The organism is Bradyrhizobium sp. MI1.3, assembly GCF_055811695.1.
The window spans coordinates 152,403-179,017 of record NZ_JBVVPQ010000005.1; the positions used below are offsets into that span (position 1 = coordinate 152,403).

Here is a 26,615-nt window from a genome sequence, read left to right on the forward strand (position 1 = left end):
CCCATCCGGGGGCCGATCTGGCCAGACCGGGCCGGGAAGGGCAGGGGTGCCGCCCTTCCCCCGCCGTATTCGCCGTGTTAACCGGATGGCCTGCGAGCGGCGGTATCCCCTGTAGAATGTCCAGCAAGCCCGATTCGCTGTTGAAGCCGCGCGAGATGTTTCGAACATTTACTCTGACAGGTCTTGCGGCGCTTCTGGCCGCCACCGCACTGACGGCTGCGACGCCGGCGCAGGCGCAGATCGGCACGATCTTCTCCGATCCGCCGCCGCTGCGGCCGCCCGGCAACATTCCGCGTGGCCAGCCTCAGCCGCAGCCGCAGATTCCCGATGACGACGAAGAGGTGCCGGAGCTGCCGCCGCAGGGCCGTGTGCTGCCATCGCGTCCGATGGCGCCGCCGCCGGGTCGGCAGGGCAATGTGATGCCGGGTCCGGTCGAGACCCAGCCTCTGGCGCCGCCGCCCGGTTCTAGCGCCGCTCCGCCAAACCAGCCGCCGCCCGTCGCGGTCGCTCCGACCAATCCGCAAGGCGCCCCGGGTGCGCCCGGTCAACGCCAGCCCCAGCAGAAGGGCGGGCCGGGCGGCGCCGTCCCGCAGACGCCGGCGAGCCTTCAGCCGGGCGACGAGGTCGTCACCGAGCCGCCGGCCCAGAAGATCGTGAACAAGAAGGCGACCTTCTCCGGCCTCGACAAGATCACCGGGCGCATCATCAATTTCGACGAGGAGATCGGCGAGACGGTGCAGTTCGGTGCGCTGCGCGTCAAAACCGACGCCTGCTACACGCGGCCGGCGACCGAGGCCGCCAACACCGACGCCTTCGTCGAGGTTGACGAGATCACCTTGCAGGGTGAGGTGAAGCGCATCTTTTCGGGCTGGATGTACGCGGCAAGTCCGGGCCTGCACGGCGTCGAGCACCCGATCTACGATATCTGGCTCACCGACTGCAAAGAGCCGCAGCAAACGATTGCGACCGCGGCACCGGATCCCGGCACCAAGCCGGCAGCACCGCCGCCGCCCGCGCAGAAGAAGGCCGCGCCCAAGCAGGTGCAGCAGCGTCCGCCGCAGCAATTGCCGCCGATCCAGCAGCAGCAGCCGGCACCGCCGCCGCCACCTCCGCCGCCCGAGCAGCGGCCGGGTCTGTTCGGTATCCCCGGGTTTGGCCGCTAGGCCAATCGCCCCGGGTTTGGCAGGCAATTGCTGATTATTGCCGCGCGGCGATGATCTCGAGCGCGCGTGCACCCGGGATCGCTTCACCGGCGGAGAGCCTCAGGAAATCGCCGGGCTCGCCCGCGAGCGCCTTGTCGAGCAGCGCGGTGTAGCGCCGCCGCGAAATCTCGGCCGCGCCGAAACTCTTCAGGTGCTCGGTGACGTACTGGGTGTCGAGCAGCTCGAAGCCGCCATGGATGAGCCGCGCGACCAGATGCACCAGCGCGACCTTGGAGGCATCGCGCGCGGTGTGGAACATGCTCTCGCCGAAAAAAGCCCGGCCCAGGCTGACGCCGTAGAGCCCGCCGACGAGGTCTTCGCCCTGCCAGGCCTCGACGCTGTGGCAATGGCCGAGCTCGTACAGCCCGCCATAGAGGTCGCGGATGCGCTTGTTGATCCAGGTGTCCTCCCGCCCGGCCTGCGGCGCGGCGCAGCCGGCGATCGTGGCCTTGAAGGCGGTATTGACGGTCACACGAAATGAATCCGAACGCACGGTGCGCGCGAGCCGCGAGGCCACGCGAAATCCGTCGAGTGGGATGACGCCGCGCAACTCGGGCTCGACCCAGAACAGGGTCGGATCATCGGCGCTTTCGGCCATCGGAAAGATGCCGCAGGCATAGGCGCGCAGCAGCACGGCTGGCGTGATTTCAGATGGGGCAGAGTCGCGCGAAGTCATGGCTCGCGACAATAGCAGGATCGCAATGCGGTTGCGATGGGCGGGAGCGGATCAGTTCGCTGCGGCAGCAGCCGGCTTGTCGGCGGCAGCCGGGACACGGCGGAACCTCAACATGATTCGGGTTCCGGAATGGGTGGGGTCGCGCTCGACCGAAGCGTCGAGCTTGCTGGCCATGGCTGCGACGATGCGCTGGCCCATGCCGGTGGAGCGCGGATCGGCCTTGACGTTGTCGCCGACGCCATCGTCGCTGATCGACAGCAGGAGATCGTCGCCCTGCGAGGTCAGCTCGACATGGATCGGGCCGGCGCCGTCAGGGTAGGCGTATTTCACCGCGTTCATCACCAGCTCGTTGACGATGATGCCGACGGCGACCGCACGGTCCGGATCGATCTCGATCGGTTCGGCCTTCAGCGTCAGGCGCGACATCCGGTTGCCCTCGGCCGACCGCCTGAGATCCTCGAGCAGCGAGTCCAGATACTGGTTCAGGACCACGCTCTTCAGGTCCTGCGAGGTGTAGAGGCGGCGGTGCACCTGCGCGACCGCGGCGACGCGGCCCATCGCATTGGTCAACGCAGCCTTGACCTCGTCCTGCGCGGCGGAGCTGGCCTGCAGGTGCAGCAGGGAGGCGATGATCTGCAGCGAGTTGCCGACGCGGTGGTTGACCTCGCGCAGCAGCAGCTCGCGTTCGGCTGCAAGAGCAGCGTAGCGGTCGCGCGAGGCATGGATCTCGGCTTCGGCTTCCTCGCGGGCTTTCTGCAATTCGGCCTGGCGCAGCGCGCCCTCGGCCGCGACGTGAAGCAGGGGGATGAAGTCGCCCTTGACGTCCTTGACGAGATAATCGGCCGCGCCCGCCTTCAGCGCCGTCACCGCGATGCTGGAATCCTGCGACGCCGTGACGAACACCACCGGCGGCGCGCCCGGGATCGCCATGATCTGCTCCAGCGTCTCCAGTCCGTCGAGGCCTGGCATGTACTGATCGAGCGCCACGACGTCGATGCCGCCGTCAATGCTGTCCCGCGCACCCGCGCGGCGGATGAGCTCGAGGCCTTCCTCGCCGCTCGCGGCGTGAACGACCTTGAAGCCGCGCCGTGTCAGGCCGCGATCGACCAGGCGCGCAAGCGCCCCGTCGTCGTCGATGTAGAGCAATGTGGGCATGCGCTGGTTCATGAGGCGGCGGGCGGGACCTGGATGACCGAGAAGAACAAGCCGAGCTGCCGGATGGCATTGGCGAAATTCTCGTAGTTCACGGGCTTGGTGATGTAGACGTTGCAGCCGAGCTCGTAGCAGCGTTTGATTTCCTGGGAATCGTCGGTGGTGGTCAGCACCACCACGGGCGAGGCCTTCAGATATTTGTTCTCCTTGATCTGCTTCAGAATGTCGATCCCGGTCATGTCGGGGAGGTTGAGATCGAGCAGGATCAGGAGCGCATTGCCCTTCTGCACGAGCCCGCTGCCATCGGGGCCGAACAGATGTTTCATCGCGTCCGTGCCGTTGGCAAAGGAGATGATCTCGTTGTTGACGCCGGACCTACGGATGTTCCGCTCGATCAGCCGCGCGTGTCCTTCGTCGTCCTCGATCATGATGATGCTGACGGGTTGGGTCATTGATCCGCGTTCCGGTTGCTGGCGTTCCAGGTGATGGGCAGCGTGATGGTGAAGGTACTGCCCGTATTCAGTTCCGATGATACCGACATGGTGCCGCCGAGGCGACGCACAAGTGCACGCACATGCGCAAGACCGATGCCCTGACCGGGCTTGTCCTGGGTTCCGGCGCGGCGAAACAGGTCGAAGATCCGCTGGTGGTCCTTGGGGTCGATGCCGCGGCCGTTATCGCTGATCTCGAAGATAGCGTAGCCGAGCTTGGTGCGCCCGCGAATTCTGATCTCGCCGGCGACGCCGGGCTTGAGATATTTGATGGCGTTGTCGATCAGATTGGAGAAGATCTGCTCCAGCGCCAGGCGGTCGCTGACGAGATCCGGCAGCGGCGCGACATGGATGTCCGCCTGCGCCTCGGCGGCCTGATGCGCCAGCGTCGACACGATGGCTTCGATCAGCTCGCGCGTGTCGATCTTCTGCGGCTGGAACTCGCGCCGACCCTCGCGGGTGAGATTGAGGATCGCCGAGATCAGGCGGTCCATCTTGGCGATCGACGACTTGATGAAGCCCAGCGCTTCGGAAAAATCCTCTGACAGCTGCTTGTCCGGACCTTCGAGTGCGATCTCGCCGTCCGGCAACGGCGGCCCGTCGGCCGGGACATGGGTGAGGCTGCCGATACGGCGGAAAATGTCGCCGCCGAGCTCTTCGAGCTCGCTGGTGAAGCCCATGATGTTGACGAGTGGCGAGCGCAGATCGTGGCTGACGATATAGGCAAAGCGCTGGATCTCGTTGTTGGCTTCGCGCAGATCGCCCGTGCGTTCGTCGACCACGGCCTCCAGATTGACATTGGCATCGCGCAGGCGTCCCTCGGCATCGTCGCGGGCAAGGGCCGAGCGCCGCACCAGCCAGATCGAGATCAGGGCCAGCAGCACGACGAGGCCGGAGCCGATGCCGGTCATCGACGCGGCCAGGGTCTGGCTGTGGTCCGAATTGACCGTTCGGAGCCGGAACAGCCGTTCTTCTTCCTGGATCATCCCGGTCGCGACATTGGCGATCGCGGCCGTGGTGTCCGTGGAGGCGATCTCGCGGACCAGTGCTGCGGCCTTCTCCGGCTCGCCCTTCCGGATGAAATCCATCTCCTGCACGAACTGGCCGAGCCTGGTCTCGATCGCCGCGCTCAGCTTCTCGATGCTTTGGCGTTGCTCCGGATTGTCGCCGATCAGGCGCGTGAGCCTGTCGAGAGCCGGGATGATCGCTGCCACGGCCTTGTCATGGTCGACCTTGAAATCCTCGCCTTGTGTCAGAAGGTAGCCCCGGGCGGTGCTCTCGGCGCGGCGGATTTCCAGCAGGAGCGCGTTGATCTGGTTCTCCGCCTCGATGGTGTGAATCACCCATTTGCTGTCGTCTCTCGCCTTGTTGACGAGGTAGACGGAGCCGGCGCTGATCACGGTCAGCACCAGCAGTCCCGCTGCGAACAGCAGGATCTGCCAGAATGTACGCCGTCGCTGCGCGTCAGCGATCACGACGGTCTCGCTCGATCAGGATTGCGGACTTCAAAACGCCCCCTCGGAACTGTCCCCATCGTGCCAAACGCGATTGGGGCCAAAGGGTTCCATAGGCAGGGACGGCTACTTCGGGGCGGGTTCCGCCTTGCCGGCAAGATATTGTTCCAGCCAGTGGATGTGATAGTCGCCGTTGATGATGTCGTCTTCGCGCACCAGAGCGCGGAACAGCGGCAGGGTGGTCTCAATGCCCTCGACCACCATCTCGTCCAGCGCCCGGCGCAGCCGCATCAGGCACTCGCCGCGGGTCTTGCCGTGCACGATCAGCTTGCCGACCAGCGAGTCGTAATAAGGCGGGATCGTGTAGCCCTGATAGACCGCGGAATCGATCCGCACACCGAGCCCGCCGGGCGGGTGATATTGCGTGATGCGGCCGGGCGAAGGACGAAAGGTCTCCGGATTCTCGGCGTTGATGCGGCACTCGATCGCGTGGCCGATGACCTGGACCTCTTCCTGCTTCGCCGGCAGGTCGCCGCCGGCGGCGATGCGGATTTGCTCCAGCACGAGGTCGATGTCGGTGATGCTCTCGGTGACGGGATGCTCGACCTGGATGCGCGTGTTCATCTCGATGAAGTAGAACTCGCCGTCCTCGAACAGGAATTCAATCGTGCCGACGCCGAGATATTTCATCTCGCGCATCGCCTTGGCGCAGGTCTCGCCGATCTTGGCGCGTGCAGCCGCGGTCAGCACGGGCGAGGGGCCTTCCTCCCAGACCTTCTGGTGGCGTCGCTGCAGCGAGCAGTCGCGTTCGCCAAGGTGGATCGCGCCGCCGCGGCCGTCGCCGAGGATCTGAATCTCGATGTGACGCGGCTTCTGCAGATATTTCTCGAGGTAGACAGAGGCATCGCCGAAGGCGGATTTGGCCTCGTTGGCCGCCGTCGACAGCGCGACCTGAAGATCGGCCTCGCTCTCGGCCACCTTCATGCCGCGACCGCCGCCGCCTGCCGCGGCCTTGACCAGCACGGGGAAGCCGATCTTCCTGGCGATCGCCATCGCGTCGTCGTTGGGGCCGACCCCTCCGTCGGAGCCGGGCACCACCGGAATGCCGAGCTTCTTGGCCGTCCTCTTGGCCTCGATCTTGTCGCCCATCAGGCGGATGTGCTCGGCCTTCGGGCCGATGAAATGCAGATTATGCTCGGCGAGGATTTCGGCGAAGCGCGCGTTCTCCGACAGGAAGCCGTAGCCGGGATGCACGGCATCGGCGCCGGTGATCTCGCAGGCCGCGAGCAGTGCGGGCACGTTGAGATAGCTGTCCTTGGACGCCGGTGGCCCGATGCAAACGCTCTCGTCCGACAGGCGCACATGCATGGCATCGGCGTCGGCGGTGGAGTGCACGGCGACGGTCGCAATCCCGAGCTCCTTGCAGGCCCTGAGGATGCGAAGGGCGATCTCGCCGCGATTGGCTATGAGGATCTTGTCGAACATGGTGTCCTTATTGGACTGACGCGCGGAAAGCGGCGAGGGCGATGAGACCGCCCTCGACCGTCACTCAATAATCACGAGCGGCTCGCCGTACTCGACCGGCTGACCGTCCTCGATCACGATCTGCGTCACCGTGCCGGCGCGCGGCGAGGGGATCTGGTTCATGGTCTTCATGGCTTCGATGATCAACAGCGTCTGGCCGACCGAGACCTTGCTGCCGACCTCGATGAACGGCTTGGCGCCGGGCTCCGGCGCCCAATAGGCGGTGCCGACCATCGGCGAGGTCACGGCGCCGGGATGCTTCGACAGGTCGGCAGCGGCAGGCGCGGCGGCAGCTGCGGCCGCCGGGAGGGCAGCGGGAGCGGCCGCCATCTGCATCGGCATGGTCGCGGCGACGCTGATGTTGCGGGCGACGCGCAGGCGCAGGCCGGCACGCTCGATCTCGATTTCGGTGAGGCTGGTCTCATCGAGCAGCAAGGCGAGCTCGCGGACGAGGGCGGAATCCTCGCTGGAAAACTTTGCGGCTGCTTTGTCGTCTGGCTGGCGCGCCATGTTGTTTGATCCGAATGTTCTGTGTGAAGGGGGAGCGTCAGGCTTTGGGCTTGATGCCGAGCTTGGCGGCAAGGCCCTGAATGGCAAGGCGGTAGCCCTCGATGCCGAAACCGCAGAGCGAGGCGAAGGCCGCGCGCGCGGTGTAGGAGTGATGACGGAAATTCTCGCGGGCGTGAATGTTGGTGACGTGCACTTCGACCGTCGGGATCTGCACCGCGAGGAGCGCGTCGTGCAGCGCGATCGATGTGTGCGAATAGCCGCCGGCATTGATGATGATGCCCTTCATCTTGCGGGCGTGTGCCTCGTGGATGAAGTCGATCAGCTCGCCTTCGCGGTTGGATTGCCGGCAGTCGGCCTTGAGGCCGAACGTGGCCGCCGTCTCCCGGCACAGCGCCTCAACGTCGGCCAGCGACGCATGCCCGTACTTCTCGGGCTCGCGCGTCCCCAACATGTTGAGGTTCGGCCCGTTCAGGACAAGGATCGTGTCGGTTGCTGGTTCGGCCATTCCAATCCCGCAAGAGGTGCTTCGGCGTGGCGGGGGTTATAGGTAACAAAGCGCGTGAGGGGAAGCCTTGAAGGACCTCCGAGGTGGCTTCAGATGCCTCATCCGGGGTGCAAAAATCTGTGCGCAAGCTACGGAAATTGCTTGTTAACCAGTCCGAAGCATGGCTGCCGGCCGAACGGCAAAGGGGCGGGCATTGCTGCCCGCCCCCGATGGTTGCCGGGTATCGTCTTACGTGTTCAGGACAGCCACGATCTCATAGGTGTCCGGATTGACGATCACGATCTCGTCCTTGACCAGGACGTAGCGATAGGTCCGCCATTCCGGATAGATCGTCACGACACGGGACGGCAGGGTGTGCAGCTCGACACCCTCGCGCGGAATGCGAGTGCCGACCGAGATCGAGAAGTTCACGTTCGTCACCGGACGCACATGCTCCTCGCGGATCACCGAGGTGATCTGCGTGCGTTGCTCGGTCGAGAGCTTGGCGCCCGCGCCGGCCTGACCGACCGTCGTGTTGGTGCTGCTCTGACCCTGCGCATTCTGGTTGGTGCTGGTGCCGGTCTGGCCCTGAGCGTTCTGGTTGGTGCGCGTCTCGGTACCCTTCTGGTTCTCGGCATTGTTGGTGCTGCTGGTGCCGCTCTTGGCGCCCTCAGCCTTCATGTCCTTCTGGTCCTTGGCGCCGGTCTTGCTCGAGTCCTTGCTCGTGTCCTGACTCGTGCTCTTGGACTTGTCCTGCTGACCCTGCGCGCGTTCGTCGGTGCGCTGGCCCTTGGTAGCGCCGGACTTGTCCTCAGCCGCGTTCTTGTTCATCTCGCGGCCGGAGTGCTCGTCCTTGGTCGCGCCGGAGGATTTGTCCTCGGCGGACGTGCCGGATTTCATGCTGCTGGAGCCACCAGCCTGGCCGACGGTGCCCTTCTCATGGGCGGATTCCTTACCCATCGAGCCGCCGCGTTCGGCGGCGCCGCCGGAAGGCTGCGAATGCTGCATCTGCGCACCACCGGCGCCGCCACCGCTGTCGCGGTTCATGGTGCCCTGTGCGTTCGCCAGACCGGTGCCCGCGACGAGCGCGAGTGTGGCAACCGAGATCATAAAGCGGTTAGACATGGAATTCTCCTCACGTGTTCAATTGCGTCATTGCCCGCGCCGACAACGAAAGGAGATTTGAGTTGTTCCGGAACTTCGGTGGTTCCGGGGCTTTTGTTTGTTGAATGCCAGATGAATGCGCGCGCCAGATTTCGGCGCAATGAAAAGGCCGGCGTTTCAGCCGGCCTTTTGGATGCGTGAGTTGTAGAGCAGATCGCTTATCAGCAAGTCGCCTTGTCAGCAGGTCGCCTTGTTAACAAGTCGGCTAATTAGCAAGTCGCTTTGCCGCAGCGGGCCACAGCGATCTTTTCCTTCAGGCTTTCGACACCGACGGCGCCGACAACGATCTGCTTGCCGATGACATAGCTCGGCGTGCCGTTCATCCCCATCGCTTCGGCGAGTTTGAAGTTCTCCTCGATGGTGGTGCGTACCTCGGCGCTGCCGATGTCCTTCTCGATCTTCGCGACGTCGAGGCCGGCTTCCTTGGCCGCCTGAAGTGCGCGCGCCTTGTCGGCCGCCCCACGACCGCCGAGCAGCTTCTGGTGGAAATCGAGATACTTCTTGCCGGAGGGATCTTGCATGCGCACCGCGACGGCGACCTGGGCTGCTTCGACCGAGCCCTGGCTCAGCACCGGAAACTCCTTCAGCACCACCTTCAGCTTCGGATCGGCCTTCATGAGGTCGAGCATGTCGCCCATCGCGCGCTTGCAGTAGCCGCAATTGTAGTCGAAGAACTCGACGAAGGTGACGTCGCCGTCCTTGTTGCCGAGCACGACCTGGCGCGGCGAATTGAAGATCGCATCGGAATTCTGGGCGACGCTGGCTTCGTGCTTCTGCGTCTCAGCCGCGGCCTGGCGCTTGGTGAGCTCGGTCATCGCTTCCTCGAGCACCTCGGGATGGGTGACGAGATAGTTCTTGACGATCGCCTCGATATCCGTGCGCTGGGCATCGGAGAAGCTGTCGGCCGACGCGGGCACGGCTGCGCCGAACATGGCGAGCGCAAACAGCGCGGGAGCAAGCAGGCGCAGCGAAGGCATAGGCAAATCCTCTTATCCAAAGCAGGTTTCGGAAAACGTCCCGGCGGACTTAAGCTCGGTGTCGTGACGTCGTTTCGTAAGGCGTCGTGGCGTAAGGCGTCGTTCTGGTCAGTTGCGCGGCGGTTTCGACGCCACGATGTCGTCGGCCTTGACCCATCCGGGTGTGCCGACGGCGAAACGGGTTTTCGCGCGCGTCGCAAGCTCGCGGGCGGTCTTGTTGTCGCCGCGCAGATAAGCGGCCTGCGCCGACGCCAGATCGGCCTCGGCATAGTCGCCCTTCCGGCCATAGGCCATCGCGAGCTGCATGTAGCCGAGCACGGCCTCCGGTTCCCGTGCCACCGCGGCCCGGAGAATCCGAACGGCGTCATCGGTGTAGGCCTTATTATCGGACCCAACCAGAGCCTGCCCAAGTAACATCTCGATGAGGGGCGCGTTGTTCGAAAGTGCGACAGCCTTGCGCAGGGCCGGAATCGCCTCGGCCGGCTTGCCGCCCTCCAGCAGGGCCTGGCCGCGCACCTCGTAAAAATACGCATTGTTGGGCTGGACCTGGATCAGCGCGTCAATCTGGGTGAGCGCGCTGCGCAAATCCCCATGCAAATAGGTGCTGATGGCGCGGGCGTAGCGCGCCGGCAGGCTGTCGTTGGTCAGGGGATAGCGGCGGTACACCGTCTCCGGCCGTTCCATGAAGGCGGAGATCTTGGCGCGCACCATGTCGTGGCGCAGCTGAAGCGCGGGATCGTCCTTCTTGTCCCAATAGGGGCTGGCGCTGGCGAACTCCTGCAGTGAAGCGACGCGCTCGGCGGGCATCGGGTGCGACTGGAGATAGGGATCGGCGCCCCGTGCTGCGAACAGGCTCTCGCTGGTGAAGCGCTTGAAGGTCTCGTACATGCCCTTCGGCGACTGCTGGGTCGCCGTCAGGAATTTCACGCCGGCGCGATCGGCGTTCTCCTCCTGCTGCCGCTGGTAGGACAGCAACGTACGGCGGATCATCTCCTGCGGGCCGGCGAGGGCGGCGGCTCCCGCATTGGCAAGGCCATTGTTGCCGGCGCTGCCGCTGCCGCGGGTGCTGCCCACGGCCATCGCGCCGGCGCCGAGCAGCATGGCGATGATCATCTGGGTCTGGGCATTGGCGAGCTGCTCGCGCAGCTTGGACAGATGTCCGCCGGCCAGATGCCCGGTCTCGTGCGCGAGCACGCCGATGATCTGGTTCGGCGTCTCCGACTGGAGGATCGCGCCGTAATTGACGAAGATGCGGCGGCCGTCGGCGACGAACGCGTTGAACGAGCCCTCGTTGACGATCACCATCTGGATGTTCTGCTTCTCCAGACCGGCGACGCGCAGGATCGGGCGGGTGTATTCGCGCAGCAGCTGCTCGGTCTCGGTGTCGCGCAGGACCGGCGGCCCCTTGGCCTGCGCATGCGCGGCCGAGAACGGCGTCAGCGCGATCGCAGCCGCCGCGAGGAGGGAGATGAGGGCGGTGGCCTTCTTGCGCAATGCGATCTGGAACAACATCAAGCGGTCTGGGTCAAAGGATCTTGTCAGCAGGCTGGTCAAGCATTCTTGGTCGAGCAGTTCAGTGATTGGTTTTGGCGATTGGCGGCGGACCGGATACGCGATATGCCCTTTTGAGCCGTTCCCCTTATGAGCCGTACAATGCGGCCAGTCTGGGGCGCAAGAACCCCGTTCTCAGGCCGGACGGATCAGTCCGCCAGCGAATAGCAGAAATCGATGCACGATGCGACCTTGAGGAACCGGTTGGGGCAGTGGCTTGAGCCCTCCCGCCGTAGCGATGTTCCCCCGTTCATGGTGATGGACGTGATGGCCGCGGCGGCCCGGATCGAGGCGGCCGGGGGCCATGTCATCCACATGGAGGTTGGCCAGCCCGCCGCCGGCGCGCCGAAGACCGCGATTGCGGCCGCCCATGCGGCGCTCGAGGCAGGGCGGATCGATTATACCTCCGCGCTGGGCATCCCCTCCTTGCGCGCGCGCATCGCGCGGCATTATCGCGATGCCTATGGCTGCGATGTCAGCCCCGAGCGAATCGTGGTGACCACCGGCTCCTCCGGCGGGTTCATTCTGGCTTTCCTGGCGATGTTCGAGCCGGGCGACCGCGTCGCCGTGACGGTGCCGGGTTATCCGCCGTACCGTCATATTCTCACCGCGCTCGGCTGCGAGCCGGTGCTGATCGAGACTACGAACGAGACGCGCCATGCGCTGACCGGCGAGGCGCTGCTGGTCGCCCATCGCAAGGCGCCGCTCAAGGGCGTGCTGGTCGGGAGTCCCGCCAATCCGACCGGGACCATGATGTCCCGCGAGGCGCTCGCAGGCCTGATCGCTGCGGCGGAAGACGCGGCCATCCGTTTCATCTCGGACGAGATCTATCACGGGCTCGACTACGCGTTTCCCGCGGTGACGGCTGCGGCGCTGTCGGACCACGCGCTCGTGATCAACTCGTTCTCGAAGTATTTCTGCATGACGGGCTGGCGCGTCGGCTGGATGGTCGTGCCCGAGATTCTGGTGCGGCCGATCGAGCGGCTGCAGCAGAACCTGTCGATCTCGGTGCCGTCGCTGTCGCAGATCGCAGCCGAAGCGGCCTTCGACGGCGCGGCCGAGATGGAGGAGATCAAGCACGGCTATCAGGAAAACCGGCGCATCCTGATCGAGGGATTGCCCAAGGCCGGCCTGACCAGGTTTCTGCCGGCCGACGGCGCGTTCTATCTCTATGCGGACGTCTCGGACTTCACCTCAGACAGTTTCGACTTCGCCAAGCAGATGCTCGAACAGGCCCATGTCGCGGTCACGCCGGGGCTCGATTTCGATCCCATCCATGGTCGTTCATTCATACGGCTCTCTTATGCGCGTTCGGCTGCGGAGATGCGGGAAGCAGTTGACCGGATCGCTCACTGGATTAAATAGCCGCCAGTTTTCGACAGCCTTCTGGAGTGCAACTTGTCTGACCGTTCCGTCCCGTCTACCGCCACGCATTCTCCTCTCGCCGCATTGATGTGGCCAGTCCGGCCCGGTGAAACCGTCGGCGCCTTGCGCGCTGTCGTGCTGATTGCGCTCGGCACCGCCTTGATGGCGCTGTCAGCCAAGGTGAACCTGCCGCTGCCTTACGTGCCCATGACATTGCAGACGCTGGTCGTGTTGATGATCGGCGCCGCCTATGGCTGGCGGCTTGGCAGCGCAACCATGATTGCCTACCTCGCCGAGGGCGCAATGGGCCTGCCGGTGTTCGCCGGTCCCGTTGGTGGAATCGCACCGCTGGTCGGCCCGACCGCGGGCTATCTGTTCGGCTTCATTGGCGCCGCCTTCGTCACCGGCTGGCTCGCCGAGCGCGGCTGGGATCGCAGCGTCATGCTGCTGTTTGCGGCCATGGCCGTCGGCCACATCCTCATTCTGGCCGCGGGCTTTGGCTGGCTGGCCTTCGGCCTCGGCCTTGGCGCCGCAAAGGCTTGGCAGGTCGGCCTGATGCCGTTCGTTGCGGCGTCGTTGGTCAAGAACGCGCTGGGCGCGACGTTGATGCCGGCGATACGCCGGGTGGTCGATCGCGGGTAAAGCGCGCAATAACGAGCAGTTCCGATTGACAGGGCCGGCCAAGTTGATCTTGGCTGGCCCGGCGTTTTGAGGGGGAGTGAAACAATGACGACGACAACGATGGTGGGGGCGCCGGTCGCGCCGCCCGCCGCCAAGCCGTGGTACAAGGTACTTTATATCCAGGTGCTGATCGCGATCGTGCTCGGCGCCATCGTCGGCTGGCTCTGGCCGTCAGTCGCCACCAATGAGTGGATCAAGGCACTCGGCGATGGCTTCATCAAGCTGATCAAGATGGTGATCGCGCCGATCATCTTCTGCACCGTGGTCTCGGGCATCGCCCATATCCAGGATGCCAAGAAGGTCGGCCGCATCGGCGTCAAGGCGCTGGTCTATTTCGAGATCGTCTCGACCTTCGCGCTGGTGATCGGACTCATCATCGGCAATCTGGTGAAGCCGGGTGCGGGCTTCGGCGGCGCCGCCGCCAACGCACAGGCCGTCGCCAACTACGCCAAGCAGGCCGAAGGCCAGAGGTCGGTCGACTTCGTGCTGCACATCATTCCGGACACCGTCGTCGGCGCTTTCGCGCAAGGCGAGATCCTGCAGGTGCTGCTGTTCTCGGTGCTGTTCGGCTTCGCCATCATGGGGCTCGGCGAACGCGGCCACACCATCCGCAGTTTCATCGACGACGCCGCGCATGCGGTGTTCGGCGTCATCTCCATCGTGATGCGCGCGGCGCCGATCGGCGCCTTCGGCGCGATGGCCTACACCATCGGCAAGTTCGGCACCGGGGCGATCCTCAACCTGATCGGCCTGATAGCGACATTCTACCTGACCGCGGCGCTGTTCGTGTTCGTCGTGCTCGGTATCATCGCGCGCTTCGCGGGCTTCTCCATCTTCAAGTTCCTCGCCTACATCAAGGACGAGCTGCTGATTGTGCTCGGCACCTCGTCCTCGGAAAGCGCGTTGCCGTCCTTGATGGAAAAGCTTGAGCGCCTCGGCTGCTCCAAATCGGTGGTCGGCCTCGTGGTGCCCACGGGCTATTCGTTCAATCTCGACGGCACCAACATCTACATGACGCTGGCGACGCTGTTCATCGCGCAGGCGCTGGGCTTCGATCTCACCTTCGGCCAGCAGCTCACCATCCTGGTGGTGGCGATGCTGACCTCGAAGGGCGCCTCCGGTATCACAGGTGCGGGCTTCATCACGCTGGCGGCGACGCTCGCCGTGGTCGATCCGCGCCTCGTGCCGGGCATGGCGATCGTGCTCGGCATCGACAAGTTCATGAGCGAGTGCCGCGCGCTGACCAATCTCTGCGGCAACGGCGTTGCCTGCGTGATCGTCGCCTGGTGGGAGGGCGAACTTGATCGCGACAAGCTCAACGCCAACCTCGCCAGGCAGATCGATCCGACCGACATGGAAACGGCTGTCACGACGGACTGATCTGCATTTGACGGTGCCGGGCGCCGTCAGATCTTGAAGTAATAGGGCTGGTCGAGATCCTCGATCAGCCCTTTTTCTTGCGGCGACCAGCCGAGAGCAGCACGCGTCTTCGCGCTCGAGGTCGGAACGTCGGCGCCCGCGAACTGTGCGAACCAGCCGAAATGCGCGGTCGCTTCCTCGGGCGATTGGGACACCACGGGCACGCCGAGCCGCCGGCCGATCACTTCCGCAATCGCCTTGAACGGCACGCCTTCCTCGGCGATCGCGTGATAGTGCTTCGCGGTTGCGCCTTGCTCCAGCGCCAGCCGGTAGACGCGCGCGGCATCGAAGCGGTGCGCGGCGGGCCAGCGGTTGCTGCCATCGCCGACATAGACCGATACGCCTTTCTGGCGCGCGAGGTTGATCAGGATCGGAACGAAGCCGTGGTCGCCCTCGCCATGCGTGGAGGGCGGAAGACGCACAACGGCGGCGCGGACGCCGGCCAGGGACAGCGCGGTCGCTTCCGACACGCGCGGAAAGCGCTGCGCCGACACATCGTCCTCGGTGGCGAGGCGGCCGGGCGCAAGCAGCGCGACGCCGGAGGTGACGATGAGAGGGCGACCGGAGCCCTTGAGCTCCTCGCCGATCGCCAGGATCGCGTGGCGGTCGAGCTCGCAATTGTCCAGAAACTTCGAGAAGTCGTGGTTGAAGCCGAGGTGCAGGACGCCGTCGGAGGCGGCCGCGCCGCTGCGCAAGGACGCGTGATCCTCCAGCGAGCCGCGGTGGATCTCGGCGCCCATCGCGGCGAGCGTCGCGGCTCCCGCGTCGGAGCGGGCGAGGCCGGTGACCCGGTGGCCGGCGGCGATCAGGTCGCGAACGACGGCGGAGCCGACGAAGCCGGTGGCGCCAGTGACGAAAACACGCATGAGTATCTCCAGGGTTGGTGGAGACGACCATCCGCGCTAGGATTATCCGGGTAAAGTAGTGACATTATCGGGGTATAATAGCTAACAGGATGAGCGAGACCGCTTCAGCCGAAAACCTGCTCGGGACCTACCTCAAGGACCGCCGCACCCGGCTCGATGCCACCGCGTTCGGCTTCGCGGGTAGCCGCAGGCGTACGCCGGGACTCCGCCGCGAGGAGGTGGCGCAGCGCGCCAATATCAGCCCGACCTGGTACACTTGGCTCGAGCAGGGCCGCGGCGGCGCGCCGTCGCCCGATGTGCTCGACCGCATCGCGCGAGCGCTGATGCTGACCGATGTCGAGCGCGAGCACCTGTTCCTGATCGGCCTCGGCCGTCCGCCCGAGGTGCGCTACCAGGCGAGCGAAGGCGTCTCGCCGCGGTTGCAGCGGGTGCTCGATGCGTTCGCGTTCAGCCCGGCGCTGGTGCGGACCGCGACCTGGGACGTCGTCGCCTGGAATCGTGCCGCAAGCGCCGTGCTGACCGACTACGGCGCGATCCCGCCGGGACAGCGCAACATCCTGCGCTTCATCTTCTGCGATCCGCGCGTGCGCGCCGCGCAATACGATTGGGACAGCGTGGCGCGCTTCGTGGTCGCGGCTTTCCGGGCGGACGCCGCGCGGGCCGGCGCAGTCTCGCATGTCGCCAATTTTGTCGACGAGCTGTGCCGGACCAGCCCGGAATTCGCCGCGCTCTGGCGCGACAATGACGTGCGTTACCACGGCGACGGCACCAAGCGGCTGCGGCACCCCGTTCACGGCACGATGTCGTTCGAATATTCGAGCTTTATCGTCGAGGGACGCTCCGATCTCAGCATGATCGTCTACAACCCCGCGACTCCCGACGACGCCGAACGCATCAGGACACTGCTCGCCGAGCGCGCCGACTGACGGAAGTTGCGAACTCGCGCGTTCAACCTGCATCTGGCGACGCGCACGCGGTGCTTGCCGTCAACCCTGATCTAGAACCGCTCCGGCCGGTACGGCGTCGGATCGATCGCCGGTGTTTCGCCGCTCATCATCTCGGCGAGGAGGCGCCCGGTCGCGGGTCCCAGCGTAAAGCCCTGGTGGCCGTGGCCGAAGTTCATCCAGAGGCCGGGATGGCGTGGGGCGGGGCCGAGCACCGGCAGCATATCGGGCGTGCAGGGGCGGGTGCCGAACCATGGGTCGGGCTCGACCCGCTTGCCGAGGTCGATCAGCTCGCGCGCGGAGGCTTCCGCGCTGGCGAGCTGCACGGGCGTTGCGAGCGCGTCCAGGCCCGTCAACTCCGCGCCGGTGGTGATGCGGATACCCTTCGCCATCGGACCCATGGCGTAGCCACCGGCCTTGTCGACCAGCGGCAGATCGAGCGAGGCGCCACCGCTGTAATGCATGTGGTAGCCGCGCTTGCGCACCAGCGGAATGCGATAGCCGAATTTGAGCAGGAGATCGGGCGACCACGGCCCGAGCGTCACCACGGCGTTGGCGGCGTCGATGTGCCCCTGGTCTGTCTTGACCGACCAGCCAGTGGCGGTCTGCTGCAGGCTTTGGGCATCACCGAGCACGATGGCGCCGCCGAGGCGCTCAAACAGATTGGCATAGGCCGTGACCAGCGCGCCGGGATCAGACACGGTCCAGGTGTCGAGCCAATGGATCGCGCCGGGCAGGTCGTCGCGCAGGACAGGTTCGGCCTTGGCGAGCTCGGCGCCCGAGAGCGCACGAAACCTCACGCCGAATTCGCGCTGGTCCTCTTCCGCCGCCTTGACGGCAAGATCGAACGAGGCAGCGTCGCGATGCAGGTGCCGGTATCCCGCGCGGCGGATCAGATTGTCGGCATGGGCTTCGCGAATGAGGATGTCGTGCTCCGCCGTCGCGTAGGCGATCAGCCGTGCCCAGGCGTCGATCGCCTCACGATGTCGCTTCGGCGCCGAATGCCACCAATAGCGGAGCAGGGGTTCGATATGAAGATGAAGAGATGACAGGCTGTAGCGCACGTCGTTGGTGCGGCCGGTCGCGATCTTCAGGAGCGTGGCGAGGTCGCGCGGCATCGGATAGGGGCGCACCGCTTCCGCCTGGATCATCCCGGCATTGCCGTAGCTGGTCTCACGGCCCGGCTCCCTGCGGTCGATCAGCGTGACGGACCAGCCGCGCTGCTGGAGGTGCAGCGCCGCGCTGACGCCGATCATGCCGCCGCCGAGGACGATCGCGCTTTGCATCGGAAGAAATTCTCCTGTCAGGCCGTCTGCGGCATGAGCTTCGGCTGGGCCGTGTTGATGGTTGCGGCGACCACGACTGATAACGCCGTCATCGCCACGAGGAAGCCGAAGGCGGCATCGAACGATCCGGTTCCGGTCACGATGAAGCCGATGGCGACGGGTGCGACGAAGCCCGCGCTCTGGCCGCCGAGATTGACCATGCCGATCCCGGATCCGATCTGGTCGTCGCGGAGCAGCTTGGTCGGAAGCGCAATCACCGAGGCCAGCACGAAGGATTTGAAGAAATAGACCACGGACTGGTAGGTGATCAGCATCGCGATCGTCTCCGCCTTGTACATGGCGTAGAGGAAGATGCCGGTCAATGCGGAGGCGCCGATCAGCAGATATTTTTCGCGCTCGGCGAAGAACGTCGTCATCACCCAGCCGCCGATCGCGGTCGCGATCGTCGCCATCACGAACGGGATCGGCGCCACGATGCCGACGGTCTTGAGGTCGAGCCCGCGCTGCTGGAGCAGATAGAGCGGCATCCAGGAATCCAGGCCCTTGTTGACGCAGCTGAGGCCGAACCACACCACCATCAGCTGCCACAGCAGCGGATTCTTCATGAGCTCGCGCATCGGCGCACGGCTCTCGGCTTTCGTCCCCGACAGGTTCGGATCGTTCGCGCCCAGGCGGCCCAGATACGGGACGAAGACGAAATAGGCGACCGCAAAGACGATGCCCGCAATGCCGATGGTGTTGAAGGCATGGCGCCAGCCCAGCCAGAGGATCAGCGGTGCCATGATCAGCGGCGCGATCATGCTGCCGGCATAGTTGGACGACAGCAGCAGCGCCGACATCTTCGGCCGGCTGTCCTTGTTGAACACCTCCGCGACGGCGCGGATGCTCGCCGGCGGGAAGCCGCCCTCGGCGATACCGAATAGGAAGCGGATCGCGATCAGCGAGGTGAGCGACCAGGCAAGGCTCGTGAACGCCGTGAACAGCGACCACATCACGATGGTGATGATCACCACATATTTCGATCCGAAGCGGTCGGAGAGCCATCCGCCCGGCACCTGCATCGCGGCGTAGCCGAGGAAGAACGCGCTGATGACGATGCCGAGATCTGCGGCCTGGAGGTTGAAGTCCTTGCCGATCTGCGCCAGCGCCAGCGAGATCGCCGCGCGGTCGACATAGGAGATGCAGTAGGCGACGTAGAGCAGGACGAATGCGATGACGCTGGTCTTCCTCGGCAATTCCGTCATCCTCGTCTCCATCGCGCCGCCAGGGCTGGTTTCGGTCGTTGCCGAGTTCAGGTCATGCCCGAGTTCTGATCATTCCCACGTTCTTCATTCCCAAATCAGGAAGCCGGGTGCAGCCGAGAGCGGCGGCGCCACGGCAAGCCGGGCCAGATCGGGCGCCGGCCGGCACAATTGCGCGTCGCCGGCGAACGCTGCTTCGAGGCTCGCGGCCACCGCGAGCACGGCGGCGTCGCCGCCACGCTGACCGACGATCTGCAGGCCGAAAGGCAGCCCGGCTTCATCGAGGCCGAGAGGAATGCTGATGGCGGGATGGCCGGGAAGCGTCACGGCATAAGCGAGCGCCAGCCAATGGAAGTAGGATTTCGTTGCTACCCCGTCGATCTCCGCGGGATGCGGCTCCGACCACGGCCGCGGACTAAGCGTGATGGTGGGGCTGATCAGCACGTCGCAGCTTTCGAAGAAGCTTTGCCAGGCGCGATAGATCCGCGTCTGCGTCGTTGCGGCGCGCGCGTGATCTTCGAGCGTGTAGCCGAGGCCTTCCTCGACATTGGCGCGGACATTGGGCCCGAGCATCTCGGGCCGCTCCTTGTAGTTCTTGCCGTGCGTCGCCAGGAACATGCCTGCACGCAGCACGGCGAAGGCGTCGTCGGCACCGGAGCAATCCGGCGTCGCCTCGCGGCACTCGCCAAAGAGCGGTGCAAGCTTGCTCACGCGATGGCGGAACACGCGCCGGATCGCCTGCTCTGTCGGGGCGAAGCCGAAGTCTTCGGTGAAGGCGAGGCGCAGCCTGCCGAGTTCTGCGGGGCGCGGTACGGCCCAGCGTTCGGCACGCGCGCGCACGGACTCGCCGGGCAGCGTATAGGCGAGCGGATCGCGGGTATCGTCGCTCGCCATCACCGACAGCATCAGCGCGGTGTCGGTGACATTGCGCGCCATCGGCCCGTCGGTCGACAAATTGGACCAGCCGAACACGCGCTTCTCGCTGGCGACGAGGCCGAAGGACGGGCGCATGCCGACAATGCCGGCGAAGCCGGCCGGATTGCGCAAGGAGCCGCCGGTGTCCGAGCCCGAGGCGAGCGGAGCCATGCCGCAGGCGAGCGCCACCGCCGAGCCGCCGGAGGAGCCGGCTGCCGAGCGCATCGGATCGAACGGATTGCCGGTCGCCCCGAACACGGGGTTGCGGGTGTTGCCGCCGGCCGCCCATTCCGGTGTGTTGGTCTTGCCGAAGATGATGGCGCCAGCCGCGCGCAGCCGTGCCACCGAGCCCTGGTCAGCGAGTGGGACGTTGTCCCTCAGCAACGGACTGCCATAGGTGGTGCGCAGTCGAGCGGTGTCCTGGGTGTCCTTGATGAGAACGGGGAGCCCGTGGAGGGCGCCATGATCCTCACCGCGCAGGATGGCGGCCTCGGCTTCCTTGGCAGCGGCGCGAGCGCCAGGCTCGTCCAGTGTCACGACGGCATTGACAGCGGGATTGACGGTGGCGATCCGCGACAGGCACGACTCCAGCAGCTCGACGGGCGAGATGTCCCGGGCGGACAGGCGGCGGCGCAGCTCAACGGCGCTGGAATCGCAAAGGTCGGACAATGCCAATCCCTTTCAAAATTTGAAAACGATTTAGCATATCGGAAAGTGGAGGCCGCGCACCAATATTCGTCAGAACCGGCCATTTCATGCACAAATGCTGGTTTACCTGCCCAAACGACGGCCAGATGCGGAACCCAGGGCCGGCTTCAGTCGAAAAGATTAGGTGGATCGATCAAACAATTTTTCGGCCGCCGTGATAGCCTTGCTGGATGAGCGAGATCGTGACGACGCCGGAGGGCGCCAACTCCCAGCTGGGCCAATGCCTCAAGGCAGCCCGCCAGGCGCGGGGGCTGACGCTCAAGCAGGTGGCGGAGCGGACCGGCATGGCGCTGTCGACCCTGTCCAAGGTCGAGAACGGTCTGATGTCGCTGACCTACGACAAGCTGCTCCAGCTCACCTCCGGCTTGAAGATGGAGATCGCCGAGCTGTTCAATCCGGTGCCCCCGCGTCCCGAGCAGAGCAGACCGGTCACGGCGCGACGGAGCATCAGCCGTGCCGGGCAGGGGCAGGTGATCACGACTGGATTCTACACCTACACCTATCAATGCACCGATCTGATCGGCAAACGCATGGTGCCGATCCTGGCCGAAGTCAGGGCGCGCTCGTTGGAGGAGTTCGGTCCGCTGCTGCGCCACGCCGGCGAGGAATATTTCGTGGTGACGAGCGGACGCGTTGCCGTCCACACCGAGTTCTACGCGCCGGAGATCCTGGGCGAGGGCGACGGCATTTATCTCGACAGCACCATGGGCCACGCCTACCTCAACGCCGGCGAAGGGCCTGCTGCGACAGGCGTCTGCCTTTGCACCAGCGAAGCGCCTGACCTCTACGATCAGCTCCGCCGGATCGCATCGCGCGACGTGGCGCCGATCGAAGGCGATCCACCGTCGCTCTGAACAGCAAAGAGAGCGTGGAACGAAAAACGCCCGGCCGAAGCCGGGCGTTTTTGATTGGGGCTCGTCTATTCGCCGCCGCCGAAGCGGCGCGACCACCAGCCGGCGCGACGCGGTGCGGCCGAGGTTTCGCTTGCCGCTGCGGGCGCGGGCTCCGGAGCCGGTGCGGGCGGGGCAACCGGCTCGGCCGCCTGCGTGACCGGTGCCGGTTCACTCTGGCTGCTCGACAGGAAGCTCACCTTTTCGCGAACCGTCGAACGGCGTCGTGCGGCCTTGTCGTCGGCGTGCTCTTCGTCCGCGGCAGCAGGAGCCGGCTCAGGCCTGGCCGTTGCCTCAATCCGTGCTTCGGCCCGCGGCTCAGGCTGGGTGACCTGAGGTTCCGACGTGTGCTCGGCCTGCGCGATCGAGGGCGCAGCCTCGCCGCTAAAACCGTCGAAATCGGCGACTGCATCGGTCGCTTCCGACGGCGCGTTGGCGGCGAGCTCGTCGCCGATGGAGCCGGCGAGACCTTCCTCGCCAGGACCACGACGCCGACGTCCGCCACGGCGACCACGCCGGCGACGGCGATCGGCGCTGCCCTGCTGTTCGCCACGGGCTGCCTGTTCCTCGCTTTCCTCGCCATCCGGCTCGGCCTCGGCATCCTCTTCGGTTTCGCCGGCCGCCATGGCCGTCTCGGCAAGAGCGGGAGCGCCATCCTCGCGCGTCTCCTCGTCGCGCGGGCCACCGCGACCGCGGCGGCGACGGCGACGCTTGCGGCGCTGGCCGTCCTGCTCGGTAGCGGCGTCGCCTGCGGTCTGCTCCTCGGCGAGACCTTCGGTCTCTTCGGTCTCGACCTCGGATTCGGTCTCCGGATCGAACTCCTCGTCGTCATAGGCCTCTTCGACCAGGGGCGGCGGGCTTGCGGCCGCCTGCGCCGCCAGCAGAGCCTTGGCGGCTTCCAGCGTATGCACCTGCTCGCCGCGGTCGATGACATAGGCCTGCGGCCCGTTGACGCTCGGGTCGGCGATGACCGACAACGTGACCTTGAAGCCGTTCTCGAGGTCGCGCAGATGGCCGCGCTTGTGGTTCAGCACATAGAGCGCGACGTCGGTGCGGGTGCGGACCACGAGGTTGTGGGTCGCGCCCTTCATCAGGATCTCTTCGAGGCCGCGCAGCAATTGGAGCGCAACCGAGGACACCGAGCGCACATGGCCGGTGCCACCGCAATGCGTGCAGGGATCGGTCGAGGACTCCAACACGCTGGCGCGGATGCGCTGGCGTGACATTTCGAGCAGGCCGAAATGCGAGATGCGTCCGACCTGGATCCGCGCGCGGTCCTGCCGGAGGCAATCGGACAGCTTGCGTTCGACCGCGCGGTTGTTGCGCTTCTCGTCCATGTCGATGAAGTCGATGACGATCAGGCCGGCGAGGTCGCGCAACCGAAGCTGACGCGCGACCTCCTCGGAGGCTTCGAGATTGGTCTTGAGCGCGGTGTCCTCGATATGATGCTCGCGCGTCGAACGACCGGAGTTGACGTCGATCGAGACCAGCGCTTCGGTCTGGTTGATGACGATGTAGCCGCCGGAGCGCAGTTGCACGGTCGGCGAGAACATCGCATCCAGCTGGCTTTCGACGCCCATGCGCGAGAACAGCGGCTGGCCGTCACGATACTGCTTCACCGCGCTCACATTGGCGGGCATCAGCATCTTCATGAAGTCGCGCGCTTCACGGTAACCGGATTCACCGGCAACCGAGATCTCGTCGATCTCCTTGTTGTAGAGGTCGCGCAGCGAGCGCTTGATCAGCGAGCCTTCCTCGTAGACGAGGGTCGGGGCCTGTGACTTCAGCGTCATGTCGCGCACCGTCTCCCACATCCGGATCAGGTACTCGAAATCGCGCTTGATCTCGGGCTTGGTGCGGGCGGCGCCAGCCGTGCGCAGAATGATCCCCATGCCCTCGGGCACGTCGAGATCCTGCACCACTTCCTTCAGGCGCGAACGGTCCTGCGCGCTCGTGATCTTGCGGCTGATGCCACCGCCGCGCGCGGTGTTCGGCATCAAGACGGCATAGCGGCCGGCGAGCGAGAGGTAGGTCGTCAGCGCCGCGCCCTTGTTGCCGCGCTCTTCCTTGACGACCTGCACCAGCATCACCTGGCGGCGCTTGATGACTTCCTGGATCTTGTACTGGCGGCGGGGACGGAAGGTGCGCTCCGGCACTTCTTCCAGCACATCGTCGCCGCCGACGGATTCAACGACGTCCTCTTCGGCTTCCTCGTCGTCCTCGTCTTCGTCGTCATCCTCGGCCGTCGCTTCGGATTCGTGATGCGGAGCCTGCGTGCTCTCGCCGGGGGCGTACACGGCGTCGGCAGGCTCAGTAGCCGACGTCACGGCCTCGGCAAGATCGTCGGCGTGGGCGTCGGAGGCAACCTCCTGCGGCTCGGCAACGGCTTCGGTGGCGACCGCGGGCTCGGCGCCGATCGCTGCGACAGGCGCCGGTGTCTCGTCGGCATGATCATGGTCGTGATGGTCGTGCTCGCCATGATGATCGTGCTCGTGGCCGTGGTGATCATGGGCGTGATGATCGTCACCATGGGCATGATGATGGTCGTCGTGGTCATGCCCTTCGTGGTCATGTGCCTCGTGGTCGTGATGATCGTGGCCTTCGTGCTCGCCGTGATGCTCTGCGCCGGCGTGCAGGTGCTCGCCCTCGTGCGAAGCGCCTTCGGGCAGGGCCTCGCCCTGGACCTGCCGGGCCGCGGGATCGCTGCCTTCGACGACGTCGCTGCGGACGCGCTCGCCATGGCTACGGCGGCGGGAATTGCGGTGGCGGGAGCGGCGGCGGCCCTGGGAGCGGTTCTCGCTCTCTTCCTCGGCCTCGCGATGGGCCTGCTCCTCGGCTTCGATCAGCGCCTGCCGATCGGCAACCGGGATCTGGTAGTAGTCGGGATGGATTTCGCTGAAGGCGAGGAAGCCGTGGCGGTTGCCGCCATATTCGACGAAAGCGGCCTGGAGCGAGGGTTCGACCCTTGTGACCTTGGCGAGGTAGATATTCCCGCGCAGTTGCTTGCGTTGCGCGGTCTCGAAATCAAACTCTTCGACGCGATTGCCGCGGACCACGACGACCCGGGTCTCTTCCGGGTGGGTGGCATCGATCAACATCTTGTTGGGCATGTCTTAACTCTTGGCGGCGGCGGGCGCGATTCACCGTGGGCGCCATCAGCGCTGCCGGGTGACGCGACGGTCCACCTGATTCGGGGGTGAGGGGAAGGCCGAAACGCCGTCTCTCGCGCCTTGCCGAACCGGACGCCGGAGGACCAAAGTGGCGCGCGGAATTTTCACTCCGCAGCGTCGCGAATGGTCCTTCAGAATTGGTCGGCACAGTCTGGCGCATCAAGCGTCGGCCCGTATGAAACATTGGGCGGCGGGGCCGCCCCTCAATCAGTTGCTGTTGGCCAGGCATGGCGCGAGCGCGCTCGCCTTGGGTATTACGAACCGCTCCCTTGGGATTAAGGGATCGGGTAACGGGTTGCGCCGCTGTCAGAACCGTCCCGGAAACGTGGTGGTAACCGGGAACCGTCCGCCGCCGGGGCTTGCCCCGCTCCACCTTGCTGCCGCGCACCGCGCTGGACTTAGAGGGGAACGGAAAAACGCTGGAATTCCCAAACCTTGAGAGTTCCGGCGCTGCACCGGGAGGCTGAATGCGACACAACCGGAAATATCGGCCGTCAGCACTCCGTACATACGTGGATTGGGCCATCCGTGCAAGGAGCGTCGCACGGCGGTCACAGTCAGCGAGTTTCGCGTGTCCGTCATTAAGGATCGTTTAACCCTGTGGTTCTATTGCGTTAAAGAGGCTGCTCGGAGGCACGGAATCGGTGGCGAGCCGCGCAAATCAAAGGATCTTGCTGGGATGCGTGCTGCTCTGCGCGGCGGCATTGCCCTGTGCTGATTCCTCGCGCCTGAAGGCTGCGGAAGGTCAGCCTCAACCCGCTGTTGCATCAGCGAATTTCCCGACGGCCTCGGCCGCCCGGCTGGCCGGTGACGGCAGGCAAACCCGCTTTGTCCTCGACATCGACCAGACCGTTAGCTTCCGCGCCGTCACCTTGGCCGACCCGTATCGGGTGGTGGTCGACGTTCCCCAGGTCAATTTTCAACTTCCCGCCGGCACCGGGTCCGGCGGACGCGGACTGGTCAAGGCCTTCCGCTATGGGCTGGTGATGCCCGGCGGCTCCCGAATCGTGTTCGACCTGACGGGCCCGGCCAAGATCGCCAATTCCTACGTGGTGGAGGCTGCCAACGGTCAGCCCGCGCGACTGGTGCTCGAACTGGAGGAGGTCGAGCGCACCGCCTTCGTACCGTCGCTGGCTCCGGAGAACCGTCCTGAGCTGCGGCCGGCAATTGCCGATCCGCCGCCCGCGACGGTTCCCGCTGCGCACCCCGAAGCCGGGCAGAAGGCCGATGGCCGCGCGGTGGTCGTCATCGATCCCGGCCATGGCGGCATCGACAACGGCACCCAGTCGAGCGGCGAGAGCGAGAAGAATCTGGTGCTGGCCTTTGGCCTGGCTCTGCGCGAACGGCTGGAAAAGACCGGCAAATATCGCGTGGTGATGACACGCGAGGACGACACCTTCATCCCGCTCAACGACCGGGTCAAAGTCGCCCGCAGCCTCAAGGCGGCGTTGTTCGTCTCGATCCATGCCGACGCGCTGCCGCGCGCCGAGGGCGATGCGCAGGGCGCGACCATCTACACGTTGTCCGACAAGGCCTCCGACGCCGAGGCGCAGCGGCTGGCGGACGCGGAAAACCGGGCGGACGCCATCGCCGGCTTCAACCTCGCGGAGGAGCCGACCGATGTCGCCGACATCCTGATCGATCTCACCCAGCGGGAAACCCGCACCTTTTCAAGTCGTTTTGCCCACCTGTTGATGGGCGAAATGAAGTCGACCGTGCGGATGCACAAGCATCCCCTGAAATCGGCCGGCTTCCGGGTGCTGAAGGCGCCCGACGTGCCGTCGGTCCTGGTCGAGATCGGCTATGTCTCCAACAAGGGCGACCTCGAGCATCTGGTCTCGGAAGGATGGCGTTCGCGTGCCGTGGGCTCGATGGCACAGGCGATCGACGGGTTTTTGGCCAAGCGGATGGCCACGGCCGGATCGTCAAATTGACGACCGGAGGA

The 26,615-nt window shown here is 65.5% G+C and carries 22 protein-coding genes; 7 read left to right on the forward strand and 15 right to left on the reverse strand.

Annotated features, from left to right (window positions below; translation table 11 throughout):
- Window positions 1-116 precede the first annotated feature (116 nt).
- Complete coding sequence (locus tag AC0L3A_RS05315; RefSeq protein ID WP_007591621.1) at window positions 117-1,163, forward strand: DUF2155 domain-containing protein; 1,047 nt, start codon at window positions 117-119, stop codon at window positions 1,161-1,163.
- Window positions 1,164-1,197: 34 nt separating this feature from the next.
- Here the strand turns inward: AC0L3A_RS05315 and aat are convergent, their stop codons facing one another.
- The 10 genes from aat to AC0L3A_RS05365 all read right to left on the reverse strand — a co-directional run bounded on the left by aat (window position 1,198) and on the right by AC0L3A_RS05365 (window position 11,146).
- Entirely contained in the window at window positions 1,198-1,878 is a 681-nt protein-coding gene (gene aat / locus AC0L3A_RS05320) for a leucyl/phenylalanyl-tRNA--protein transferase (protein WP_026232743.1), read from the reverse strand.
- A gap of 51 nt (window positions 1,879-1,929) precedes the next feature.
- The gene (locus tag AC0L3A_RS05325; protein ID WP_473253781.1) at window positions 1,930-3,045 is read right to left on the reverse strand and encodes a sensor histidine kinase; all 1,116 of its coding nucleotides are present in this window, start codon (window positions 3,043-3,045) and stop codon (window positions 1,930-1,932) included.
- Window positions 3,042-3,482, reverse strand: a complete 441-nt coding sequence (locus AC0L3A_RS05330; RefSeq protein WP_007591617.1) for a response regulator — start codon at window positions 3,480-3,482, stop codon at window positions 3,042-3,044. Before AC0L3A_RS05330 ends, AC0L3A_RS05325 begins: the two co-directional genes overlap by 4 nt.
- Window positions 3,479-4,996, reverse strand: coding sequence for a sensor histidine kinase (locus AC0L3A_RS05335; protein ID WP_007591615.1), 1,518 nt, complete (start codon window positions 4,994-4,996; stop codon window positions 3,479-3,481). The genes AC0L3A_RS05330 and AC0L3A_RS05335 overlap by 4 nt, the downstream gene beginning before the upstream one ends.
- Window positions 4,997-5,101: 105 nt before the next feature.
- The gene (accC, locus tag AC0L3A_RS05340; RefSeq protein ID WP_007591613.1) at window positions 5,102-6,460 is read right to left on the reverse strand and encodes an acetyl-CoA carboxylase biotin carboxylase subunit; all 1,359 of its coding nucleotides are present in this window, start codon (window positions 6,458-6,460) and stop codon (window positions 5,102-5,104) included.
- Window positions 6,461-6,520: 60 nt separating this feature from the next.
- On the reverse strand, window positions 6,521-7,009 hold the full coding sequence (gene accB, locus AC0L3A_RS05345) for an acetyl-CoA carboxylase biotin carboxyl carrier protein (RefSeq protein WP_007591611.1): 489 nt from the start codon (window positions 7,007-7,009) through the stop codon (window positions 6,521-6,523).
- Between the two features lie 37 nt (window positions 7,010-7,046).
- Entirely contained in the window at window positions 7,047-7,514 is a 468-nt protein-coding gene (aroQ, locus tag AC0L3A_RS05350) for a type II 3-dehydroquinate dehydratase (protein WP_007591609.1), read from the reverse strand.
- A gap of 228 nt (window positions 7,515-7,742) precedes the next feature.
- A complete protein-coding gene (locus AC0L3A_RS05355) occupies window positions 7,743-8,618 on the reverse strand; it encodes a DUF1236 domain-containing protein (protein WP_473253782.1) in 876 nt (291 codons plus the stop codon).
- Window positions 8,619-8,866: 248 nt separating this feature from the next.
- On the reverse strand, window positions 8,867-9,634 hold the full coding sequence (locus tag AC0L3A_RS05360) for a DsbA family protein (protein ID WP_007591607.1): 768 nt from the start codon (window positions 9,632-9,634) through the stop codon (window positions 8,867-8,869).
- A gap of 108 nt (window positions 9,635-9,742) precedes the next feature.
- Entirely contained in the window at window positions 9,743-11,146 is a 1,404-nt protein-coding gene (locus AC0L3A_RS05365) for a M48 family metalloprotease (protein WP_007591606.1), read from the reverse strand.
- Between the two features lie 216 nt (window positions 11,147-11,362).
- Here AC0L3A_RS05365 and AC0L3A_RS05370 point away from each other — a divergent pair, with 216 nt between their 5' ends.
- The 3 genes from AC0L3A_RS05370 (at window position 11,363) to AC0L3A_RS05380 (ending at window position 14,611) form a co-directional block, all read left to right on the forward strand.
- A complete protein-coding gene (locus AC0L3A_RS05370) occupies window positions 11,363-12,550 on the forward strand; it encodes a pyridoxal phosphate-dependent aminotransferase (protein WP_473253783.1) in 1,188 nt (395 codons plus the stop codon).
- An 87-nt stretch (window positions 12,551-12,637) separates the two neighbouring features.
- The gene (locus AC0L3A_RS05375) at window positions 12,638-13,192 is read left to right on the forward strand and encodes a biotin transporter BioY (protein ID WP_063992558.1); all 555 of its coding nucleotides are present in this window, start codon (window positions 12,638-12,640) and stop codon (window positions 13,190-13,192) included.
- 84 nt (window positions 13,193-13,276) lie between these two features.
- Window positions 13,277-14,611: a dicarboxylate/amino acid:cation symporter gene (locus AC0L3A_RS05380; protein WP_007591601.1), complete on the forward strand. Its 1,335-nt coding sequence runs from the start codon at window positions 13,277-13,279 to the stop codon at window positions 14,609-14,611.
- Window positions 14,612-14,637: 26 nt separating this feature from the next.
- Here the strand turns inward: AC0L3A_RS05380 and AC0L3A_RS05385 are convergent, their stop codons facing one another.
- Window positions 14,638-15,516: an SDR family oxidoreductase gene (locus tag AC0L3A_RS05385; protein WP_007591600.1), complete on the reverse strand. Its 879-nt coding sequence runs from the start codon at window positions 15,514-15,516 to the stop codon at window positions 14,638-14,640.
- A gap of 89 nt (window positions 15,517-15,605) precedes the next feature.
- On the opposite strand from AC0L3A_RS05385, the gene AC0L3A_RS05390 reads away from it, so the two are divergent.
- Complete coding sequence (locus AC0L3A_RS05390) at window positions 15,606-16,442, forward strand: helix-turn-helix transcriptional regulator (protein WP_473253784.1); 837 nt, start codon at window positions 15,606-15,608, stop codon at window positions 16,440-16,442.
- A 71-nt stretch (window positions 16,443-16,513) separates the two neighbouring features.
- Here AC0L3A_RS05390 and AC0L3A_RS05395 read toward each other — a convergent pair whose 3' ends face one another.
- The 3 genes from AC0L3A_RS05395 to AC0L3A_RS05405 all read right to left on the reverse strand — a co-directional run bounded on the left by AC0L3A_RS05395 (window position 16,514) and on the right by AC0L3A_RS05405 (window position 20,571).
- Entirely contained in the window at window positions 16,514-17,746 is a 1,233-nt protein-coding gene (locus tag AC0L3A_RS05395) for an NAD(P)/FAD-dependent oxidoreductase (RefSeq protein WP_473253785.1), read from the reverse strand.
- A 17-nt stretch (window positions 17,747-17,763) separates the two neighbouring features.
- Complete coding sequence (locus AC0L3A_RS05400; protein WP_473253786.1) at window positions 17,764-18,990, reverse strand: MFS transporter; 1,227 nt, start codon at window positions 18,988-18,990, stop codon at window positions 17,764-17,766.
- A gap of 84 nt (window positions 18,991-19,074) precedes the next feature.
- Window positions 19,075-20,571: an amidase gene (locus AC0L3A_RS05405; RefSeq protein ID WP_473253787.1), complete on the reverse strand. Its 1,497-nt coding sequence runs from the start codon at window positions 20,569-20,571 to the stop codon at window positions 19,075-19,077.
- Between the two features lie 209 nt (window positions 20,572-20,780).
- On the opposite strand from AC0L3A_RS05405, the gene AC0L3A_RS05410 reads away from it, so the two are divergent.
- Window positions 20,781-21,464: a helix-turn-helix domain-containing protein gene (locus AC0L3A_RS05410; protein WP_007591591.1), complete on the forward strand. Its 684-nt coding sequence runs from the start codon at window positions 20,781-20,783 to the stop codon at window positions 21,462-21,464.
- A gap of 65 nt (window positions 21,465-21,529) precedes the next feature.
- Here the strand turns inward: AC0L3A_RS05410 and AC0L3A_RS05415 are convergent, their stop codons facing one another.
- Window positions 21,530-24,610 (reverse strand): Rne/Rng family ribonuclease, encoded by a 3,081-nt coding sequence (locus tag AC0L3A_RS05415; RefSeq protein WP_473253788.1) that lies wholly within the window; start codon window positions 24,608-24,610, stop codon window positions 21,530-21,532.
- 704 nt (window positions 24,611-25,314) lie between these two features.
- Between AC0L3A_RS05415 and AC0L3A_RS05420 the strand changes: the two genes are divergently transcribed.
- Window positions 25,315-26,604: an N-acetylmuramoyl-L-alanine amidase gene (locus tag AC0L3A_RS05420; RefSeq protein ID WP_473253789.1), complete on the forward strand. Its 1,290-nt coding sequence runs from the start codon at window positions 25,315-25,317 to the stop codon at window positions 26,602-26,604.
- Window positions 26,605-26,615: the final 11 nt, after the last annotated feature.